The organism is Providencia sp. UF-224 (assembly GCF_058245955.1).
In genome coordinates this window covers 11,340-28,801 of record NZ_JBSICC010000009.1, presented here as the reverse complement: position 1 = coordinate 28,801, position 17,462 = coordinate 11,340, and the positions used below count along the sequence as shown (strand labels likewise).

Genomic DNA, 17,462 nt, shown 5'->3' with positions numbered 1-17,462 from the left:
GGGCATGGAGATGAGAGGAGCTTATTTTCTTACGATATGCTTTAAAACACTTGTCCTAGCAGGAGTGTTTTTCTTCGGCGCGCTGATTTTACTAAGTTTTTCTCACAAAGCTATCGCTGCTGATTTAACCTCGAATATTCAAATTCGTGTAACAGTATATGGTGAGCCAGAATGTACTCTTGGCGGTGCAACAACAACCTCTGTCGATTTTGGCGATATACATCAGGCAAAAATTGATGGCACCTATGGTCGCTCGCCTATCAATTACAATTTGGTATGTAATGGCTTACATAAGAATGCATTAAAGATGACGCTGAAGTGGACTGATAGGCAAATCAATGGCGAATCATCAGTAACAACGAATCTTACCAATTTAGGTATCGCTATTTACCGTGATGGGACTCGATTGAGTAATGGCGCAACACTCAATTTTAATTATGGGAATTCGCCTGCTTTATATGCCGTCCCCGTTAAACCTACAGGGGTAAATTTAACATCAGGTGGTGATTTTACTGGCAATCTTACGATGGTATTGGATTACCAATAGGATGATATCAATGAAATTATTCCGTTATCTTCTCTCGGTCTGCATGATGCTTAGCCTATTTAGCCAAAGCCAAGCAACAACACTTGGTATCCAACTAAAAGGTCGATTATTGGTGACACCGCCCGAGTGCATTTTGAATAACAACCAACAAGAAACTATACATTTTGGCGATATATTGCTCCCGCGTATCGATGGAGTTCAATACAAGCGCACTGTACCGATGGGACTCAGCTGCACAAATCTAGTGAAAAACACTATAAAACTCACGCTTGTCGGTGATGGAACATCATTTAATAGCAATGGCGCATTGAAAACGAGTAACCCAAAACTAGGGCTTTCTTTTTATGTGAACAATGCTAAGCAAGTTATTAACCAGCCTTTCAATGTGTTATATACAGCGCTGCCAACCTTAGAAGTTGCTCCGGTAAAAAATAGTGACGCCAATTTTACGAATACTGATGGCGGATTTTTTACAGCGCTGGCAACACTGAAAATTGAGTATCAGTGAGAATGATTATGTGGAATAACAATCAAATTAAGCATTGGATGGCAGGATTTATAATGGTGATGTCCATATCTTCAGCACAGGCGAATTGGGCATTTGATGGCACGTTAATTATTCCCCCTGTATGCCAATTAAGCCATGACGACCCTATCAAAGTTTCATTTGGTAAAGTTGGTGTACGAAAAGTCAATGGTACCGCTTTCAAGCAACCTATTCCCTTTCAACTAGATTGTGTTGGCGATATGGCTCAACCGTGGGATATCAGCTTAATATTCGGAGGAACACTCGCAGGGAATGGATTTGATAATGCGACATTAAGAACGGTGGCACCGTTAAATAATGGCAAATTAGGAATTCAAATTCAGAAAAATGGACAACCCCAACCATTGAATGAAGCTTTTTTGATTAATGCAGCTTCTCTGCCATCCCTTTCAGCGGTTCCGGTTATGCGTTCGGGAAGCGAACTCGTCGGGGATAATTTTACTGCATCAGGCACGTTAACCATTATTTTTGAATAGGAGGCAGCTGTCATCACTATGAATATTAAACGTAATATGAGCTTTGCCTTTGGCTTATGGTTTTTGGGTACCACCATGGCCTTTTCTGCAAATGTGGAATTTGATGGCACGTTGATTGAGGATGCTTGTGATGTTTACCCCGGCGACGAATCTATTGAATTAGATTTCGGTACAATAGTTGATAAATACCTGTATCTGAATACTCAAACAAATAGCCAACCTTTTACCATTCGATTAATTAATTGTGATTTAGCATTAGGCCATGAAGTAAAAGTCACATTTATTGGCGCAGAAAGTTCAGCTTTACCTGGTTTACTGGCGCTAGATGCCGGAAGTCAAGCATCCGGAGTGGCGGTTGGTATTGAAAGTATTTCTGGCGCAGCTATCAAAATTAATAGTGGTAGTTATACCCAAGGGTTGTATGCCGGAAATAATAATGACCTAAGATTTCAAGCATATGTAAAGGCCGAACCAATCGCATTGCAAAATAAATCAATTGTGCTCGGTTCATGGGCTGCGAGCGCCACGTTCAAATTAGATTATGAGTAAACCATTATGTCTGCTAAAAAAATAAAAATACATGGAATATTAAATACAGGCCGTTTAAGTATTTTATTATTAATCATCGCGCTAACGTCTCTATTTCCATCTCGTCCTGCCAATGCAATCGCATATGTAATGCCTGTGAGCATGACCTCTGGGGCTTGGCCTCGTGTTGTGATGGACATTCTCTCTTGGAGTGAAACAAGCGGTGTTACTAACCCTTGTTATGGGCCAAATGAATGCTGGATAGGCCCTGATGTTCTGTATGCAACTGGTGCACCGTCATTGAGCGGCTCTTGCATAGATTATGGTAACTGCATTCGAATTAACCAATATCAAACACGAGAACAAGTTGCGGCTGCTTTTCGTAGTGCAAAAGGTATTCCTTATCGTGCATCGTTTGTCATTGATAGCCCAAATGCAACTTGTATTGGATTATTCTATGTTAACAATAGACCAACTGCGGGTCTTAGGAATGCGATCCAATGGCCTGGTAGTGTCTGTGGTAAAATTCCACCTACAAATCAAACATGCAGTATTTCTTTACCTGCCTTTATTGATCACAAGGAAATTAGTAACACAAGCTTAAATGGCAAGACAAGTTCAGTTTCTGGCAATATCACCTGCACACAAGCTACAAATATCAATCTATTTGCTCGTTCAACGACAGGTGAGAGTTATATATATTTAAATTCGACATCTAACTTTTATTCAAATCCATTAATTAACAATCAAAGTGGTTGGAGTGGTGCCAATATGAATATTTCTGGAAATAATGCGCCGAATCCATTTACATTTACGTCTGAATTACATGCATCTGGAACGGTAACCCCTGGATATTACACTGGTAATGCTGTAGTCATCATTGCATTTAATTAGTTAATCAAAACCTTAAAACGCAACCATTCACCAACTTAATATATGAACAGCGTATTCCACTTAAAATACGCTGTTTTTATCAAAAAAATTTTAGTCATCTTCATTCCAGCGATATATTTATAGATTTAGCTTTTCAAGACTGATAAAAAGCGCAAAAACTGTAATCAACTTATTATTGTTCTCTACAAATTTCATTCTTCATTTTTATGATTGAATTATATATTTTCATTAGTTGCTTTTATGGCATCTAAAGTAATAGAACCTGATATATCTGATGTCGGTTTAGTCAGATTGAAACCCACTAAATTTAAAACAATGATATTTAACCCCAAAAAGCGAATTAGACTACAAAAAACTAAAACGGACAAATCTAGAAGACTGAAAATTCGAGAGGAACCTTGCAAATACTGGGTTTTAGATACAACGTCTCTTGATGTTCTTATGGTGCGAAGGCCGGACTCGCAAATAAAGACTAACAACATGAAATTTAAATAATATATTTTTAATGATTATTTTTATACCCGCAAATGTACCCATATTAAAAACTTACTTGATACATAACTAGGCATTGATAAATAAGATCATCATTTTCATAATTCAACATCTATGCTCTCTTATATAAAGATCTTACAGACCCTTTTGACAACGACGAAGAAAACGAATTTCTATCATTTTATTAAAAAATGGGCTTAACTTATCCAAAATTTTGGATGCTTCAACATCATTTATATTGCATTCACCATCACGAAATATAGCAATCATCGCACGAAATAAATAGTCATATAGTGATAATCGTTTATCATTTTCTAACTTTTCTTCTTTATATTTATTCAATACAGCTACAACAGATTCATAGCTATTACCTGATGCTCCTATACTACTACAAATATATCCCCAATAATTAATATTTGCTTTATTTAATAGGTAAATAAATACATCACAAATTAAAACACGCTCACAAGCCTTAAAACAAACATTAAGAGTATAGCTATGATAAAATGATTGTAGTTCAGTTAATAAGGATAGCAATTTTTCCTTGTTATTAGTTTCATCAAAAAAAACATCATTTTTCAATTGATAGTAGCTAAATATATCGTTTGGATTGCACGGATCATGCATTTTATTAAAGAATCTCAGATTCCACCAATTTTTCTGTTTTGCAGGAATATTATTACAAAACCAACTATCAGCCGCAGGGATCATTTCTTCTATTAACCAATAATAGGTTGTTAGAGCATCCCAATAATTACGGGGACCAATGGACTCATTTTCATTATCAAGCTCATAATAACTTGGAGGTTGCCAAATCAAAACTACATATTGGTCGTTAATCCGACTTGAATCATGTCTGGCATATAATGTTACATGATGGCCATCATTCATTTTTTCATTTTTATTACGAGTATGAACCATAATGTACTGTTCTGTAGAATCAAAAATAAACCATTCATTAATTGAGTTAATATAGTCATTTTTTTGACAAAAAAGATGTATGCGTCTCCATAACCATAATGGTAATTTAATTAGCTTAATATTATCACCAATAGGCGTACTACTTGGAAAGTTAGTTGTTCTACAAATTCGATCTAGCTTTTCCATTCGAAATCGATAATCCTTCCAAAGCTCATCAAAAGCATCACAGAGCGCCTGTGTTTCATTCAATGTTAGCTTAAGGCGGCAGTTTCCAATATCACAATAATAATCTGAGTCACCACTTTCGTTCCTGAGCCATGGCCTAACTCCTGCCTCTGGTGAACTTCCTGTCCCCTCAAAAGCATAATTCAATAAATTACTTTGGCTTATAGTCATCAAAACATGATTATAACGACCATTTCTAAAATCAATAAAACATGAAAGAGTATTACTATTAAAACTTGGTAAAAATGCTTTAATTAAAATATGATTGTTTTGAAAGGAAAAGGCATCTCCAATTATTTTTTTATGCGGTTTTTTATAATTCCTCCAAGCTGATGACTCTCTATAGTCCCATAAACCATAGTTTTTTATATTTAATAAAGCTCTTTCTCCATAAAAAAACTCCACCCAAGCTTCATGACAAAATCGATACAAGATGTCTGGGCAATATAACTCCCTTAACCATTCATGAATTTTTTCTTTATCTAAAAGACTATGTTCTATATTTTTTTCTAATAACTCCCCTTCTTGAAGCTTCCATTCAGAAATTAAAGCAGCTGAAGCTTTTCCACTCATTAAAATATAAAATTCATGAATATTAAAACTCCATTTTTTTTGATTATTATAAAACCTTTTAATAGTTTCTCTATAATCGCTAACTCTAAAATCTTTATAACGTTTTACTTCATATAGAGAATATATTTCTTGCCCACTATTTCTTCGGTGCGAAAAAACATCAGCGCCAAACTGTGATTGACCAGAAACACCAATGGTCATAGCATCAATAAGTTTACCATTTTCACTTTCTAACCGTTTTTTAATTATCTCACAACAAAAAAATTCAAATGTTTTAGGGGCCATTTGCTCGAGAGGCAAATATGCATCTACTTTTCCGATAGGAGGACCTAGTTTTACAATTAATTTATCCATATGAGCCATTCAATCTTTCCACTATAGTTTGTATAAATTAAATTATCCTTATAAGCTCTTAAAATGCAGGTATACTTTCCACATTTTGCTATAACTTTAGCTTATAAACTAGCGCTCAAATTATTATTATAACACCTAACACCAAATGCAAATCATCCTCATTCCAATCATATTCTTCTTGGCTTGCACCAGCTTCTAACAAAAACTTTGTTGCAGTAAAAATTTCAATTCTCGTAGATACTTCTTCTGGTATCTCATCACTCAAATCTCTTATATATCTTTGGTATTTTTTCCTTGTTGCTTCTACTCTTCTCTCTTCATCCTTGAGAGTAATACAGTAGTTTCTTCCTGATTGCTTATTATATGACTCAAAGGAACAATTTAATGCTAAGCCTAAATTAGAATTACCCGTCGGTCCAGAATGTTTAAAATACTCAAACTGTCGACTTATATCAGATAATAAGAGTTTTTTAGCTGGTTTATCCCCTTTTACTTCAATTGCGCATTTAGGTATATCGATGCCAGATTTTCTTTCTAAAATTGCAAGATCAATCCTACCCGACCGCTTAGTTTCTGCTGTCTTTCTAATTATACTCTTTGAAAAAGGAGTATAAGGTTCCAGCCTCTTAATCAAAGGTACCGTCGCACTAATAAAATGTTTTGTGGAATATTCAAATATAATCTTCTCATCATCATAAATAAAATTTTTACTTTCAGCCAAAGATAGGCCTATAGATACGGTAGCTACATACTCTGTCGTAATTTTCCCCCCAGAAGTAAAGTTCATCAGCTTGATCATTTTGGCTGATTTTTGCATGCCTATTTTTACTGATTCAATAATATCTATATTGTTTATTTTTTCACCACTGAATGATATGTGTATTATTCATTTAATAGTATTTTGAAAATTTCATTTTCATAGATTTATTATAAAAACAAAAAGATAGTAAGCACATTGTTTTATGCAAAAACAATGTGCTACCTTTCTTAAACTCTTTCTCTGCCTGAAAAATGTTCATGCATCTTATCTGTCATCACCCACAACGCTTTGTTCAATTTAATATCCCCATCGATACCATTCACCGAACGAGTGCGAGCACGTCTGCCTTTAGCATTCCTTCCCGATAAGCCTCCCTTGATTAAATTTTCCTGCAAACGTTGGTATACCGTCCACAGATCATCTTTCTTATCTTCCCAACGACGAGGCTGCAATACTTGTTCCTCGGTAATAGGTTGATGCTCTTCACCAAAGCGATACGTCAAAGCTGCTTGTGCCAAGGCTTGCTGTGCTGGTGGAGGTAACATGAGAGATTGCATTTGTTCACGTTTTTCTGCCACTGAATCAAACGTTTCTAGCACCTCATAAGCCCCTTCAATCACCTTGCCTACAACATCGCCCTTGTGCGGCACACGCACTTCACCAAAGGTATCTCCGCAAACTAAACCATTTTGACACACCGCTCTAAATAACCCCGGCAGCATTTGATAACTACTTGAACCATCATGACTATTTAGGAGTATAATTTCAGGGACTTGGATTCCTGTGATTTGGTCATGGCGACGTAGCCGTAACATGTGCTTAGTATGCTCTCGACGGCTGGCATCACGTACACGAGTTTGACAAGCAAAGAACGGATAAAAGCCTTCTTTTTGTAGGCTGTCGAGTAAGGTAATGGTCGGAATGTAAGTGTACCGTTCACTACGTGAATCGTGTTTTTCTTCTGAGAAAACACTCGGTACGATACGAAATAATTCTTCGGTGATTAACGGGCGGTCACGACGAATACTATTCGCTGCACCAAAGCGGGAAGCTAAGCGAGTCATAATAAATTTCCTTGAATATAAATAAGATAGGTAAAACTGAAAGAATGAATTAAGAAAGGCGTTAATCGATAAGATGGAAAATAGCTGAACTTTCAAGGTGTTGGATGGCATAGTCACGAAGCTGATAGAAGCGTTCGACCAATACTTCACTTTCGGTTCTAAATGACCACTGGCTGTACAGCATCAAACAGATGGCAACGCCAGCCGCTTCTGGGCTGAGTTCCGCTTCATTACCATTGTGCATATTGAATAGCGTGAGTTTTTCAGGGGCTAAATCAGGATAAATAAACGCACCGCCATTGGGTAAGGTGCAGTATTCCCAATAGCCGCCCGTATATTCATCACAGAACTGGCCCATGATAGTGAAAATCACCACTTCAAACGTGGCGAAGCCTTTAACGGTCCCAAAGTGGGTTTGCCAAAAATCCTGCCTTTCTGATAGCGTCACTATATTGGCTTGAATATGTACAAAGTCATCACTAACTAATATTGTTGAATTCATCATGTATTTCCTTTGAATAAAGACAAATAAGCCTGTCGGTCACCCGACAGGCTTATTAAATGAGTATAAATTTATATTAGAAATATCCGGTGTATTAACAGGCAAATAAAAAAGTGACTTAACGCATATATGCCCATTCATTAGTACACTCCATTTTGGAGCCTTTCAACGTGCACTGACTTATTAAGATATTCCCGGGATACGGTCTAGACTTCAGCCCTATGGTTTCATTAGCCAGCAATTTCTGAGTGCTTGTATCATAGATATCGACACCACATAAATAACTATTTGCGCCTACCTGCCCACAAGATTGAACACCTTTAACTTCCCCTACTCGATAGTAAGTTGTTTCCTCACCACTGCATCCTTTATACAAGACACCAATACCAAGGATAGCCAATAAAATTATTAGGGTTCTTGAATGATCAATTAATTTATTGAGTAATTTTGAAAACATTATGTTTACGTTCCATTAATTAAATATAAAGAAAAACAGGTACTAATAATCAATACCTGTCATTGTTCGTTGAAAACTTTCGAAATAAGGTAACCCTCGAATGAAGTCATCTTCCTGTGATAGTTGGCAGATATCTTGTCTTCGATAACTCATAATCTCCGTAATATGAACAGCTTGAATTTTATCCAGAGGAATAACGACTAACCGATGAGTGAAACAAGCAATGAGATACCAGTGTGCGCCTTGAAGCACTAAGCGATAAGGTGTCAGTTGTAACCACTCGCTATCTGTTTGTTGAATGCGAATATCAACGGTTGACGTAATTGCCGTAATAATTCGATAAAAACATTCTGCGCTGGTGGGATGTACCTCAATTGATGTATGCCAAGCTAAACAAGGATAATGAATGTCACTATGCAGTAAGTGATTAACAGCCTTGCGTGTTAGTCCCGGAAAATAACGAGATAGCCCTACTTTTTGTAAAAAGGTGAAAATATCGGGTGGACGCCAAGCCGTTAAACGTCCAGACAAACGATATCCCTCTTTATCTGAGATAAGGTCAAGATGAGATAACCGCTGATTAAAATCTCGTTGAAGCGTTCTTTCCGACACGCCAAATTCATCAGCGAGCGCTTTTAAGGATAACGTTTCCCCTGCCAATAATCGGCTAATAATCAGTGATAGCCGAACCGCTAAGCGGTCATGACGAGCCTCATTACCCTGCATACCCCTCATCTCCTGTGCCATATAAAACAAGCCTCAGTATAAGAAATGCACCAGACAGGATATGTCGCGATTTAAAATTAAATGAAAAGATTTTCAAGAAATAGAAACATCTAATATATTGATTTAACAATATATTAATTCCATCAATCTAAAACCTTTTGGGAACGACACACCCTGTCGAACCACATTGAGCAAGATATAAACAAAAACGTCTATTTAGCGTTGTTTTGCGCTATACCTGTTACGTTAAAATAACCATCGCCACAATGAAGCCACTGCATCTACTAAAACGTCTTTGGCTTTTATTAATACCGTTTTCAATAGTGTTGATAAGGGAAGTTCATGGATTATGGAATCGATAGTTTCCATCACACTCCGGTTAAATCCCTGACGAGCAATACATTCAACCGGCTGAGTTCGGTATGGCGTTTGTAATTGACTGACCACGCTACTGCTAGCATGTGATGGCAACGCTGCAATTAATGTCTCCACAAATTGAGCCAATTGATATGATTCTTTCGCTGAAATAGCAATGACGGGATGTACAGGCAAAAAGGTACGCTGAACCCTATCTACTTTCTGCTGTAAGTGCTGATATTGTTTATCTGAAGGACTATGCTGTTCAAGATCCCACTCTCGACATGGTTCAATTTTGTCTGCTTGATTTAAAACAAAAAGGAACCGTGTTTTATCATAGCCACACTGTTCTGTTAGAAATTGATAAGTCAATTCATCCGATATCCACGCACGTTCATCAGCCCTCAATACCCAGATAATTAAATCGAGTTTCGGTAATAATTGCTGATATTGCGAGTGATAAGCATCGTTGCTCGCGATACTTTCACCGACACCCGGTAAATCAACGAAAGTTAATGTTCGTGTGCCTAGCTGCATTTCAAAATGTTTAGCTTCATGCGTACCGCTGTGAATATCACTGACAGGCGAAACATTAGTTTGAAATAAAGCATTACATAAGCTGGACTTACCGACACCTGTTTTCCCCATTAAACCAATCGTCGGGGAATAGTGAATGATGGCATTCAATTTGCTTTCGATTTGAGCATGTAGATGTGAAAGGGATTGAGGCAGTGTTTTAGTTAATACGTTAGAAATGAGGTTTGGTGTTGACATAATAAATTATCTCCTTGATAAATAGCAAAGAGATAATATAGGTTTGAAAATAAATACAATTAACGTGACACAGAGTGCTGAACGCTCTCATTCAGTTCATCCATTCTAATCATACCTTTAGTTTTTATTTTAATATTATCGGTATGGATATAGAGAATAGGCTCTTGTCTACTTTTTGAAACTAAACTCATGAAATAACTAGTCGGTTTTTCCGTATCTAAAAAATCAATAAAGTACCCACCATATTTCCCTTGAGTTAAACTGAACTTAGGTTTCCCTTTATTATTAAATTTCGTCATGTAATTAATATACCGATAATAATTAATGCTATTGTAATCATAAATTCTAAATGAACTATTTTTTATATCTACAAATATCATATCCCATAAGAATTCAATAAAGATCTTCACATAAGGCTCGTCATTATATTTTATTTCTATAACTTTAATTTCAACTTGATTAACAAGATGGATGATAAAATCAAAAAATTTATAAATACTTTCATTCCCTTTAGCTCTAAATTTCACTCTTTCGCTTATAAGTTGATGAACTAAATCATGGCGTTTTAACATATTGAGAAAATTAAATTCATCTTTAGCATTAATGAATTCTCCCTTTTTTTCTATTGGTATGCTTAGATAACCATTCCCTCTGCATTTAATAACCTGTCGAACTAAATCAATGTGTAGCTCTTCTTCACAAGTATGACCATGTTTATCATCGTGACGATTTTTGTTCTTATAGTAAATATGCATCAAGTTGTTAGATAATTCTTTTGACCCTATTTTAGTAAAATTATCATCTTTCTCATCCTGATAGTCTAAGCTCTCTTCTGGAATTGTATCTTCAAGAATTTTATTAATTGCAGCGGATCGTGATCCTTGCTTATCAAGATAGTTCTGTACTTTTGTCGAGGTAATGTTAACAGTGACACGCTTAGCCATATCGTTACCCTACTTCAAATTCATCAATCGTTTTCTGTGAAAATAGCTACATGGCTACCCTACCTACAATGATACCTTTGCCTGCACACCTATTCTAGATTCGAATGCAATGGTGTACTTCAATGCTTCATATCCAGATAATTCCCTACAATACAGTGCAGCATTTTATACAAAGAAATGATTTTAAACAAATAAAATAAAACAACAACAGTAATTGGGCAAAAAGCAATCAGTAATGTAGATGCTCTCAGTAATATCTTTTTATCCTATATCGACATTATGATGCATCAATGTCAGAGTTAAAATAGGCTTGAAAATGACATAGCTCAGTAGGCTAAAGCTACTTTCTAGCGTTGGTATAGTAATATATATACCTATTCATAGATCCCTAGCATACATAACGACATCTACCAGATACTCCTACCCATAAGACAACAGTTAATCTTCTAGTCATTACCATTCATCAATAAAAAAGTTCTTACCCTATGACTTTATGCTGTTACATAACGAGATAGGGCAAGCATGAAACCACATAATGAAACTAAGACAAAGAAGCTTAAAACAATCAATCCAAATATCAGTAGGAAGATAGAACGAACCTTAAAAACAGCCTTAGATAAACATCCTCGATTATTTATTATCAGAATAGATCTTCGGTTCCCACAACACACCGAATGTAAGAAAGATTCTCGCGTGATATCACGGTTCTTTGATTCTTTAAAAGCCCAGCTAAAAGCTTATGAGTTGAAAAAACGTAAGCAGGGTCAACGTGTCTATCCTAATGGGTTAAAAAACCTATGGGTTAGAGAGATAGGCCCTAAAAGTGAGAATCCTCATTATCACTGTGTTCTGCTCTTCAACAAGGATGCCTTCTTCACATTAGGTCGCTTTCAATGTGATGACGAGTGGGGGAAAACAACCACGAATTTATATTCAAGGATCAATCAGGCATGGCATAGCGCACTAGGAATTGAAATGCTGAATGATGGGATTATTCATGTCTGTAGTTACGATATTAATCCTATCCGATACCTGCATAAAGGCTCTGATAGCTTTGAGAAGGATTATAAAAACTGTGTTGATAAGCTTAGCTACCTTGCTAAGGATTACAGCAAACCCTACAAAGATGGAAACCGAGTCGTAGGTTGTAGCCGATAATTAATCACTGAGGGACGGATGTCATGACACCAAGTGATATCCCTTTCCTTCAATCGATATCGCTTCTGAATTTAATTCAAGCAGGAGCTTTTCTCATGACAAACGCAACGGCTACTTCAGTACCCACTTCTCTCCTCACTGACCAATTTATTGATATGAAATTCATTACTCAGTTAACAGGCTTAACCGACAAATGGTTTTATAAACTCATTCAAGATGGCGAGTTCCCTAAGCCGATTAAATTAGGTCGTAGCTCACGCTGGCTCAAGAGCGAAGTGGAACTATGGCTATCTGCACGAATTCAAGAATCACGCGCTTAGTTTTCACTGACTCATCCTCTCTTCTTTTCAGCATTCCCCACATAACCTAGCAGCCTGTTAGACGGTACTCCGTCGGGTTTCGTGCGCCTGTTAAGAAGAGATAATTTCTTACTAAGGTAACCATGCTATGACAACAACATTACCAGAATTAGAGACGCCTCGCCTGTATATTGCAAATACCCCGAACCTTAAGCCTATCGGTGTCCGAGCGGCGGTTAGTGACCCTTTAATACAATACTCGTGCCTTCATTGTGGAGAGAACCTGAGCTTAATAACCGATGACGAAACTTATTGGTTTGAGCATAGTGATAAATCATCAGAGAAACGTTGTATCCACTGCTTGAGTTTTATCAATCAGCAAATCAGAAATGAAATGCAGGAAGGTATTTATCGATGGTTAAAACCTTTAGAGCCTATAACAGACTGGTTTTGTGTGCTTTGCCAAAATGAATACAGTGGTTCAAAGTACTGTCCTACATGTAAGGATGGTATCTATAGCATTGCTGCACTAAGTAAAGATTAAGGTTGATTAAAAGGAACATACTGCAAAATAGGGGCTTCAGTGCAAGCCCCCATTAATAGGAAACGTTTCGAGGACATGTTGTATTACACGATAAAGAGTTGTCTATATGATTGACGTGTTCATATGCCCTACTATTAACTGTGCAACGACAGTATGAAGAATGAGTACCGCTACAATAAATATAGGCTATCAGGCAGACAAGTTTTATGCTTCACTGAAGGGGCAGGATATGCCAGTATAATGACTCAAATAAACTACAATCTAGTACGTTTAGAGTGGATCACACGTAAGATAATTAGAGGACCATCATGCCAGTTTTTCGTAATGCACTGCTTTCTTTTTTCGCTGTAGGGTTACTCTCTCCAATAGCGATGGCAAATACCCATACTGTCACTGTCTTCCAATGTGTCAATAAAAATCAAAAGCAAGTTAATATTAGCCTTGTGAATGAGCAGTATATTTATCAGTTCGGCAAACTCAATCAAAGACCTGATATCGTTATTACGAGAAAATCTGAACAATTAGAAGGACGCTATTTAAATCCAAAAGGAGATACGGGGGCAGCTCAAATCTATGAAATGGACTTTAGAAATGGTAACTATACTTATACCATTTCCTCTTCTTATTTTGATTCAAAACATGAAGCTCAAGTGGATGTATATCAAAACGACAAATTGCTAACTACCGTCAATTGTTTACCGAATACTATTGTTGATAACCTTAGTGAGCACATTTTTGCCATATAACGCATTATTAACGAATAGCTTTTGGCGATATACCTTTATGTTTAGGATGGCAGCCAGATGAGCAGTGACGGATAGTACTAAAAATAATTGACCGAGGTATATATGAATATAAATGAATTTATAGGGCAATACCGTAACCACCCCGTATTATTCATAGGTGCAGGTATGAGCCTAAGATACCTAGATAATGCCTTTACATGGGATGGATTGTTAAAATTCATTTCATTTGAGCTGAAAGGTAATAATGAGTTCTATTTAGATATAAAAGCTGAGTGCCAAGATAATGGTAAATATGATTATACAAAAATTGCAACAAAGCTTGAAAATGAATTCAATAAAGATTTAGGAAATAACAGGAATGGAAAGTTCAAAGAAATCAATGATATTTTTTATCATGAAATGGAGCGAGAAAACTGCCTTAGTCGATTCAAAATTTACATTTCACATTTAGTTAGTAAACTTTCCTATAAAGAAGAAAAAAAAGAAGAACTAGCTGAGCTAAAAAAGATTCGTAAAAATATAGGTTCAGTAATTACAACAAATTACGACTCTCTTATAGAAAGTATATTTAGCTTTGAACCTCTTGTAGGAAATGATATATTATTAAGCAATCCTTATGGTTCAGTTTATAAAATTCATGGTTGTTGTTCAGATCCATCTAAGATAATCATTACCGATGATGACTACTCCAAATTCAATGAAAAGTATGAATTAATACGTGCGCAGTTACTTTCTATTTTTATTCATAACCCAATCATATTCATGGGATATGGAATTGGTGATGATAATATTAAAAGTTTACTAAAAACAATATTTACTTATGTTGAACCAAACTCAAATGACGCAAAAAAAATCAGACATAATTTTTTATTAGTTGAATACAGTGAAGGCTCTAGTTCACATGAAATTAGTGAGCATGATATAGATTTAGAAGGTTTTTCAACAATACGAATAAATAAATTAAAAACGGATGATTTCAATGAGATTTATAAATCATTGTCTAGTTTAAATTTACCAGTTTCAGCTATGGATATTAGAAAAGTTCAAAGTATTGTAAAAGATATATACTCTGGTGCAAGAGAAGATGGCAGCAGTGTTACAGTTAACATAACTGAAGATATTGACTCTCTTAATAATAACGATAAAATTCTAGTAATAGGTTCTAGAAAATCAATCAGTTATGAACATAGAAATGCATCAAGCTTTATGTCAGACTATTTTGAAATAATTGAGGAATCGAACCATCCATTAATTCGACTAATAGATAAAATTAATATAGCCAGCTCTCAATGGTTTCCTATTTATGGCTTCAACTTAATTTACCCAGAACTTGAAAAAGCAGAAACATTAAAAGAACAACAATTAAAAAAAATAAAAGATAATATAGAACGTTTGCCTATTAGTGCAAAAACAAAACATACTAATATAGAAGAAATTTATCATGATGAATCAATAACGGGAGCCAATAAGCTTAATGCTATAATGTGGGGCACATGGAATAATAATCTTAATTTAGATGAAGTTGAAAACACTTTAAAGTTAATGCCTGATAAAAAAGGGACTGGATACAGAAGAATATTATGTGCCTATGACTATAAAAAAAACCAGTAACTACTAAATAACCGCCAAATAGTGGCGGTTATTTAAAAATTTTAACCGGAAGGTTAATTAACAAATGGTTAAAGTATACTTGTTAATTTTTAGTTAGCTGAATAAGCAACTCAGTAACCACTTTACCAATTGCCAAACCTAGTAACGGTGGCACAGCATTTCCCACCTGAGTATATTGAGGTACTTCAAATTTACGCATTTGCCCACCAGTAGTCACTTTTGAGCGAAATACAAAGTTATCAGGAAATGACTGAATCCTTGCCATTTCTCTAACCGTGAGAACCCTCAATTCATTTTTATCATAATGACATGCATCATCAGGTATCGATAAAGCCGCCGGCGCAGGTTGATTAGGATCTAACGCTTTTTGTGAATGCTTCTTAGTTGGGTGATTTCGTAAATATTCAATAAAACTGTCTTTTGAATCGAAACATTCAATTTTGTTGTTATCTTTTAAAAACTCATAGCCTTTTACTTGTTCCCAGACTACATCTGATAATGAGCAAGAATCACCTTTCAATATATCGAATATTTCTTTCTTTACCGTTGTACTTTGGCTTTGTTGTACAACTTGGTATAACCGAAATCTACGCTGAACATGATAACCATTACTTCTATGGTCGTGGTTACTTAGCTTCTCATGCTCTAACAATACAGTTGAGAATGTTTCATTCAAGCTTTCAACAAATTTCGATGATTTTGTCGGAGATGTTTGTTTTAAATCATCTAAAGCTTCTTTGACTGATACAGGCTCATGACCAATAAAATGGTGCAAAAATGAACCTTCAAACAACGAAATATTCTTCACTGGGTCATAACATTCAAGTGTTCCCATGACCGCTTTGTCTGGGTTATTTTGAACAAGTTTGTAGAATTTCTCTGATGAAAAAAGTAATTGATAATCAATGCTCTCACTATCAAAAGAGCTTTTGATATCTTCAAATATATCAGAGCGTATTGCTATCATGATAAAACGAGGTCTGTTCTGTGGGACGCCTGCAAACCTAGCGTTCACATGTAAGCATAGTGGAATATATTTTTTTTCAGCAAATGCTTTTGCAACCTCAAACCAAGCATAAAAGGGCTTTCCATCGCTATCTTTGAATGCCCTTAAGATCCCTGTTACATTCTCTAAAACAGCAATTTTAGGTTGCACATACTCAACAAACTTAGCAAATTCCCAAGGAAGCATATTTTTGTCGCTATCTTTTTCCCGTAATCCAGCCATACTAAAACCTTGGCATGGAGGGCCTCCAGAAACAAGATCAACACCACCACCTGAAAAACCTGATATTAACGCTTGGCGTAGTCCTTCCTTACTTTCAATAAGCTTGTTTAACTCAATGATATTCCCTATTAATAAATTACCTTTCAAGCTTTTAATATTTTTGGGGATATCAGTAATACTACTTTTATCTGCATATTCAGGGTATTCAAATGGATTTTCTCTTAGCCGAGGTAATAACTTCTCATGCTTACTACTGATCCAAAATGAATGTTTAGGCTTTTTATCTTTTTTAGCAAGATCTTGATAATCTTCATTAAAAAAGTTATATGAAAATGTTTCTGCCGCCATAGGCGATAACTCATTAGCCAATAATAATTCAAATCCTGCTTTTTCAAGACCTAGAGAAAGCCCCCCACACCCAGAGAAAAGCTCTATATGATTGAATTTATTTTCTTTTTTCATAGCCTATATAAATATACAGTATTGATAATAATTGACAGATTCTAAAGGAATTATTTAGAAATGTCCAGGCCTAAATTTCAATTTCATTGACAGAGTTTCTCTGAAATTATAGAGTCCATTTATGGCTTAGAGAGAAGCCTTCAGCCCAAGCACGCAAAGACTTCCGAGTCCTCTCTGTAATTTTTAAGTTTCAATATCTATGCATCACTTATTTATGGGCAGTAAGAAATGGTGCATGTATTTGTTTCTGAAACTCAATTACAGAGAGGCTAT

At 35.8% G+C, this 17,462-nt stretch carries 19 protein-coding genes; 10 read left to right on the top strand and 9 right to left on the bottom strand.

Annotated features, from left to right (window positions below; all coding sequences use genetic code 11):
• Positions 1-10 precede the first annotated feature (10 nt).
• Genes AC4IFO_RS10575 through AC4IFO_RS10555 form a run of 5 tightly spaced genes read left to right on the top strand, consistent with a single transcriptional unit; the run spans position 11 to position 2,992 of the window.
• Complete coding sequence (locus tag AC4IFO_RS10575; RefSeq protein ID WP_490734164.1) at positions 11-547, top strand: fimbrial protein; 537 nt, start codon at positions 11-13, stop codon at positions 545-547.
• Between the two features lie 10 nt (positions 548-557).
• Positions 558-1,055 carry a fimbrial protein gene (locus tag AC4IFO_RS10570; protein ID WP_434721022.1) on the top strand — a complete coding sequence of 166 codons (498 nt, stop codon included), beginning with the start codon at positions 558-560 and terminating at the stop codon, positions 1,053-1,055.
• 2 nt (positions 1,056-1,057) lie between these two features.
• Complete coding sequence (locus tag AC4IFO_RS10565; protein WP_490734161.1) at positions 1,058-1,570, top strand: fimbrial protein; 513 nt, start codon at positions 1,058-1,060, stop codon at positions 1,568-1,570.
• An 18-nt stretch (positions 1,571-1,588) separates the two neighbouring features.
• Positions 1,589-2,119 carry a fimbrial protein gene (locus AC4IFO_RS10560; protein ID WP_490734159.1) on the top strand — a complete coding sequence of 177 codons (531 nt, stop codon included), beginning with the start codon at positions 1,589-1,591 and terminating at the stop codon, positions 2,117-2,119.
• 6 nt (positions 2,120-2,125) lie between these two features.
• Positions 2,126-2,992, top strand: a complete 867-nt coding sequence (locus AC4IFO_RS10555; protein WP_490734157.1) for an MrpH family fimbial adhesin — start codon at positions 2,126-2,128, stop codon at positions 2,990-2,992.
• 627 nt (positions 2,993-3,619) lie between these two features.
• On the opposite strand, the gene AC4IFO_RS10550 is transcribed toward AC4IFO_RS10555, so the two are convergent.
• From AC4IFO_RS10550 to AC4IFO_RS10515, 8 genes are all read right to left on the bottom strand, one after another.
• Entirely contained in the window at positions 3,620-5,566 is a 1,947-nt protein-coding gene (locus AC4IFO_RS10550) for a hypothetical protein (protein ID WP_490734155.1), read from the bottom strand.
• A 106-nt stretch (positions 5,567-5,672) separates the two neighbouring features.
• Positions 5,673-6,374 carry a hypothetical protein gene (locus AC4IFO_RS10545; RefSeq protein WP_490734153.1) on the bottom strand — a complete coding sequence of 234 codons (702 nt, stop codon included), beginning with the start codon at positions 6,372-6,374 and terminating at the stop codon, positions 5,673-5,675.
• A gap of 170 nt (positions 6,375-6,544) precedes the next feature.
• Complete coding sequence (locus AC4IFO_RS10540) at positions 6,545-7,381, bottom strand: DUF932 domain-containing protein (RefSeq protein ID WP_490734151.1); 837 nt, start codon at positions 7,379-7,381, stop codon at positions 6,545-6,547.
• Positions 7,382-7,442: 61 nt separating this feature from the next.
• A complete protein-coding gene (locus AC4IFO_RS10535; protein ID WP_490734149.1) occupies positions 7,443-7,886 on the bottom strand; it encodes an antirestriction protein in 444 nt (147 codons plus the stop codon).
• 115 nt (positions 7,887-8,001) lie between these two features.
• Positions 8,002-8,340 carry a hypothetical protein gene (locus tag AC4IFO_RS10530; protein ID WP_490734147.1) on the bottom strand — a complete coding sequence of 113 codons (339 nt, stop codon included), beginning with the start codon at positions 8,338-8,340 and terminating at the stop codon, positions 8,002-8,004.
• 42 nt (positions 8,341-8,382) lie between these two features.
• Positions 8,383-9,066: a helix-turn-helix transcriptional regulator gene (locus AC4IFO_RS10525; RefSeq protein ID WP_036973759.1), complete on the bottom strand. Its 684-nt coding sequence runs from the start codon at positions 9,064-9,066 to the stop codon at positions 8,383-8,385.
• A gap of 246 nt (positions 9,067-9,312) precedes the next feature.
• The gene (locus AC4IFO_RS10520) at positions 9,313-10,197 is read right to left on the bottom strand and encodes a GTPase family protein (RefSeq protein ID WP_490734144.1); all 885 of its coding nucleotides are present in this window, start codon (positions 10,195-10,197) and stop codon (positions 9,313-9,315) included.
• Positions 10,198-10,256: 59 nt separating this feature from the next.
• Positions 10,257-11,141: a hypothetical protein gene (locus tag AC4IFO_RS10515; protein WP_490734142.1), complete on the bottom strand. Its 885-nt coding sequence runs from the start codon at positions 11,139-11,141 to the stop codon at positions 10,257-10,259.
• A gap of 522 nt (positions 11,142-11,663) precedes the next feature.
• Between AC4IFO_RS10515 and AC4IFO_RS10510 the strand changes: the two genes are divergently transcribed.
• The 5 genes from AC4IFO_RS10510 (at position 11,664) to AC4IFO_RS10490 (ending at position 15,499) form a co-directional block, all read left to right on the top strand.
• Entirely contained in the window at positions 11,664-12,299 is a 636-nt protein-coding gene (locus AC4IFO_RS10510) for an inovirus Gp2 family protein (protein WP_490734140.1), read from the top strand.
• 95 nt (positions 12,300-12,394) lie between these two features.
• Positions 12,395-12,619, top strand: coding sequence for a helix-turn-helix transcriptional regulator (locus AC4IFO_RS10505; protein ID WP_490734138.1), 225 nt, complete (start codon positions 12,395-12,397; stop codon positions 12,617-12,619).
• 127 nt (positions 12,620-12,746) lie between these two features.
• A complete protein-coding gene (locus tag AC4IFO_RS10500; RefSeq protein WP_490734136.1) occupies positions 12,747-13,142 on the top strand; it encodes a putative zinc ribbon protein in 396 nt (131 codons plus the stop codon).
• Between the two features lie 308 nt (positions 13,143-13,450).
• The gene (locus AC4IFO_RS10495) at positions 13,451-13,888 is read left to right on the top strand and encodes a hypothetical protein (RefSeq protein WP_490734134.1); all 438 of its coding nucleotides are present in this window, start codon (positions 13,451-13,453) and stop codon (positions 13,886-13,888) included.
• Between the two features lie 102 nt (positions 13,889-13,990).
• Positions 13,991-15,499, top strand: a complete 1,509-nt coding sequence (locus AC4IFO_RS10490) for an SIR2 family protein (RefSeq protein WP_490734132.1) — start codon at positions 13,991-13,993, stop codon at positions 15,497-15,499.
• Between the two features lie 82 nt (positions 15,500-15,581).
• Here the strand turns inward: AC4IFO_RS10490 and AC4IFO_RS10485 are convergent, their stop codons facing one another.
• A complete protein-coding gene (locus AC4IFO_RS10485) occupies positions 15,582-17,189 on the bottom strand; it encodes a DNA cytosine methyltransferase (protein WP_490734130.1) in 1,608 nt (535 codons plus the stop codon).
• Between the last annotated feature and the right edge of the window lie 273 nt (positions 17,190-17,462).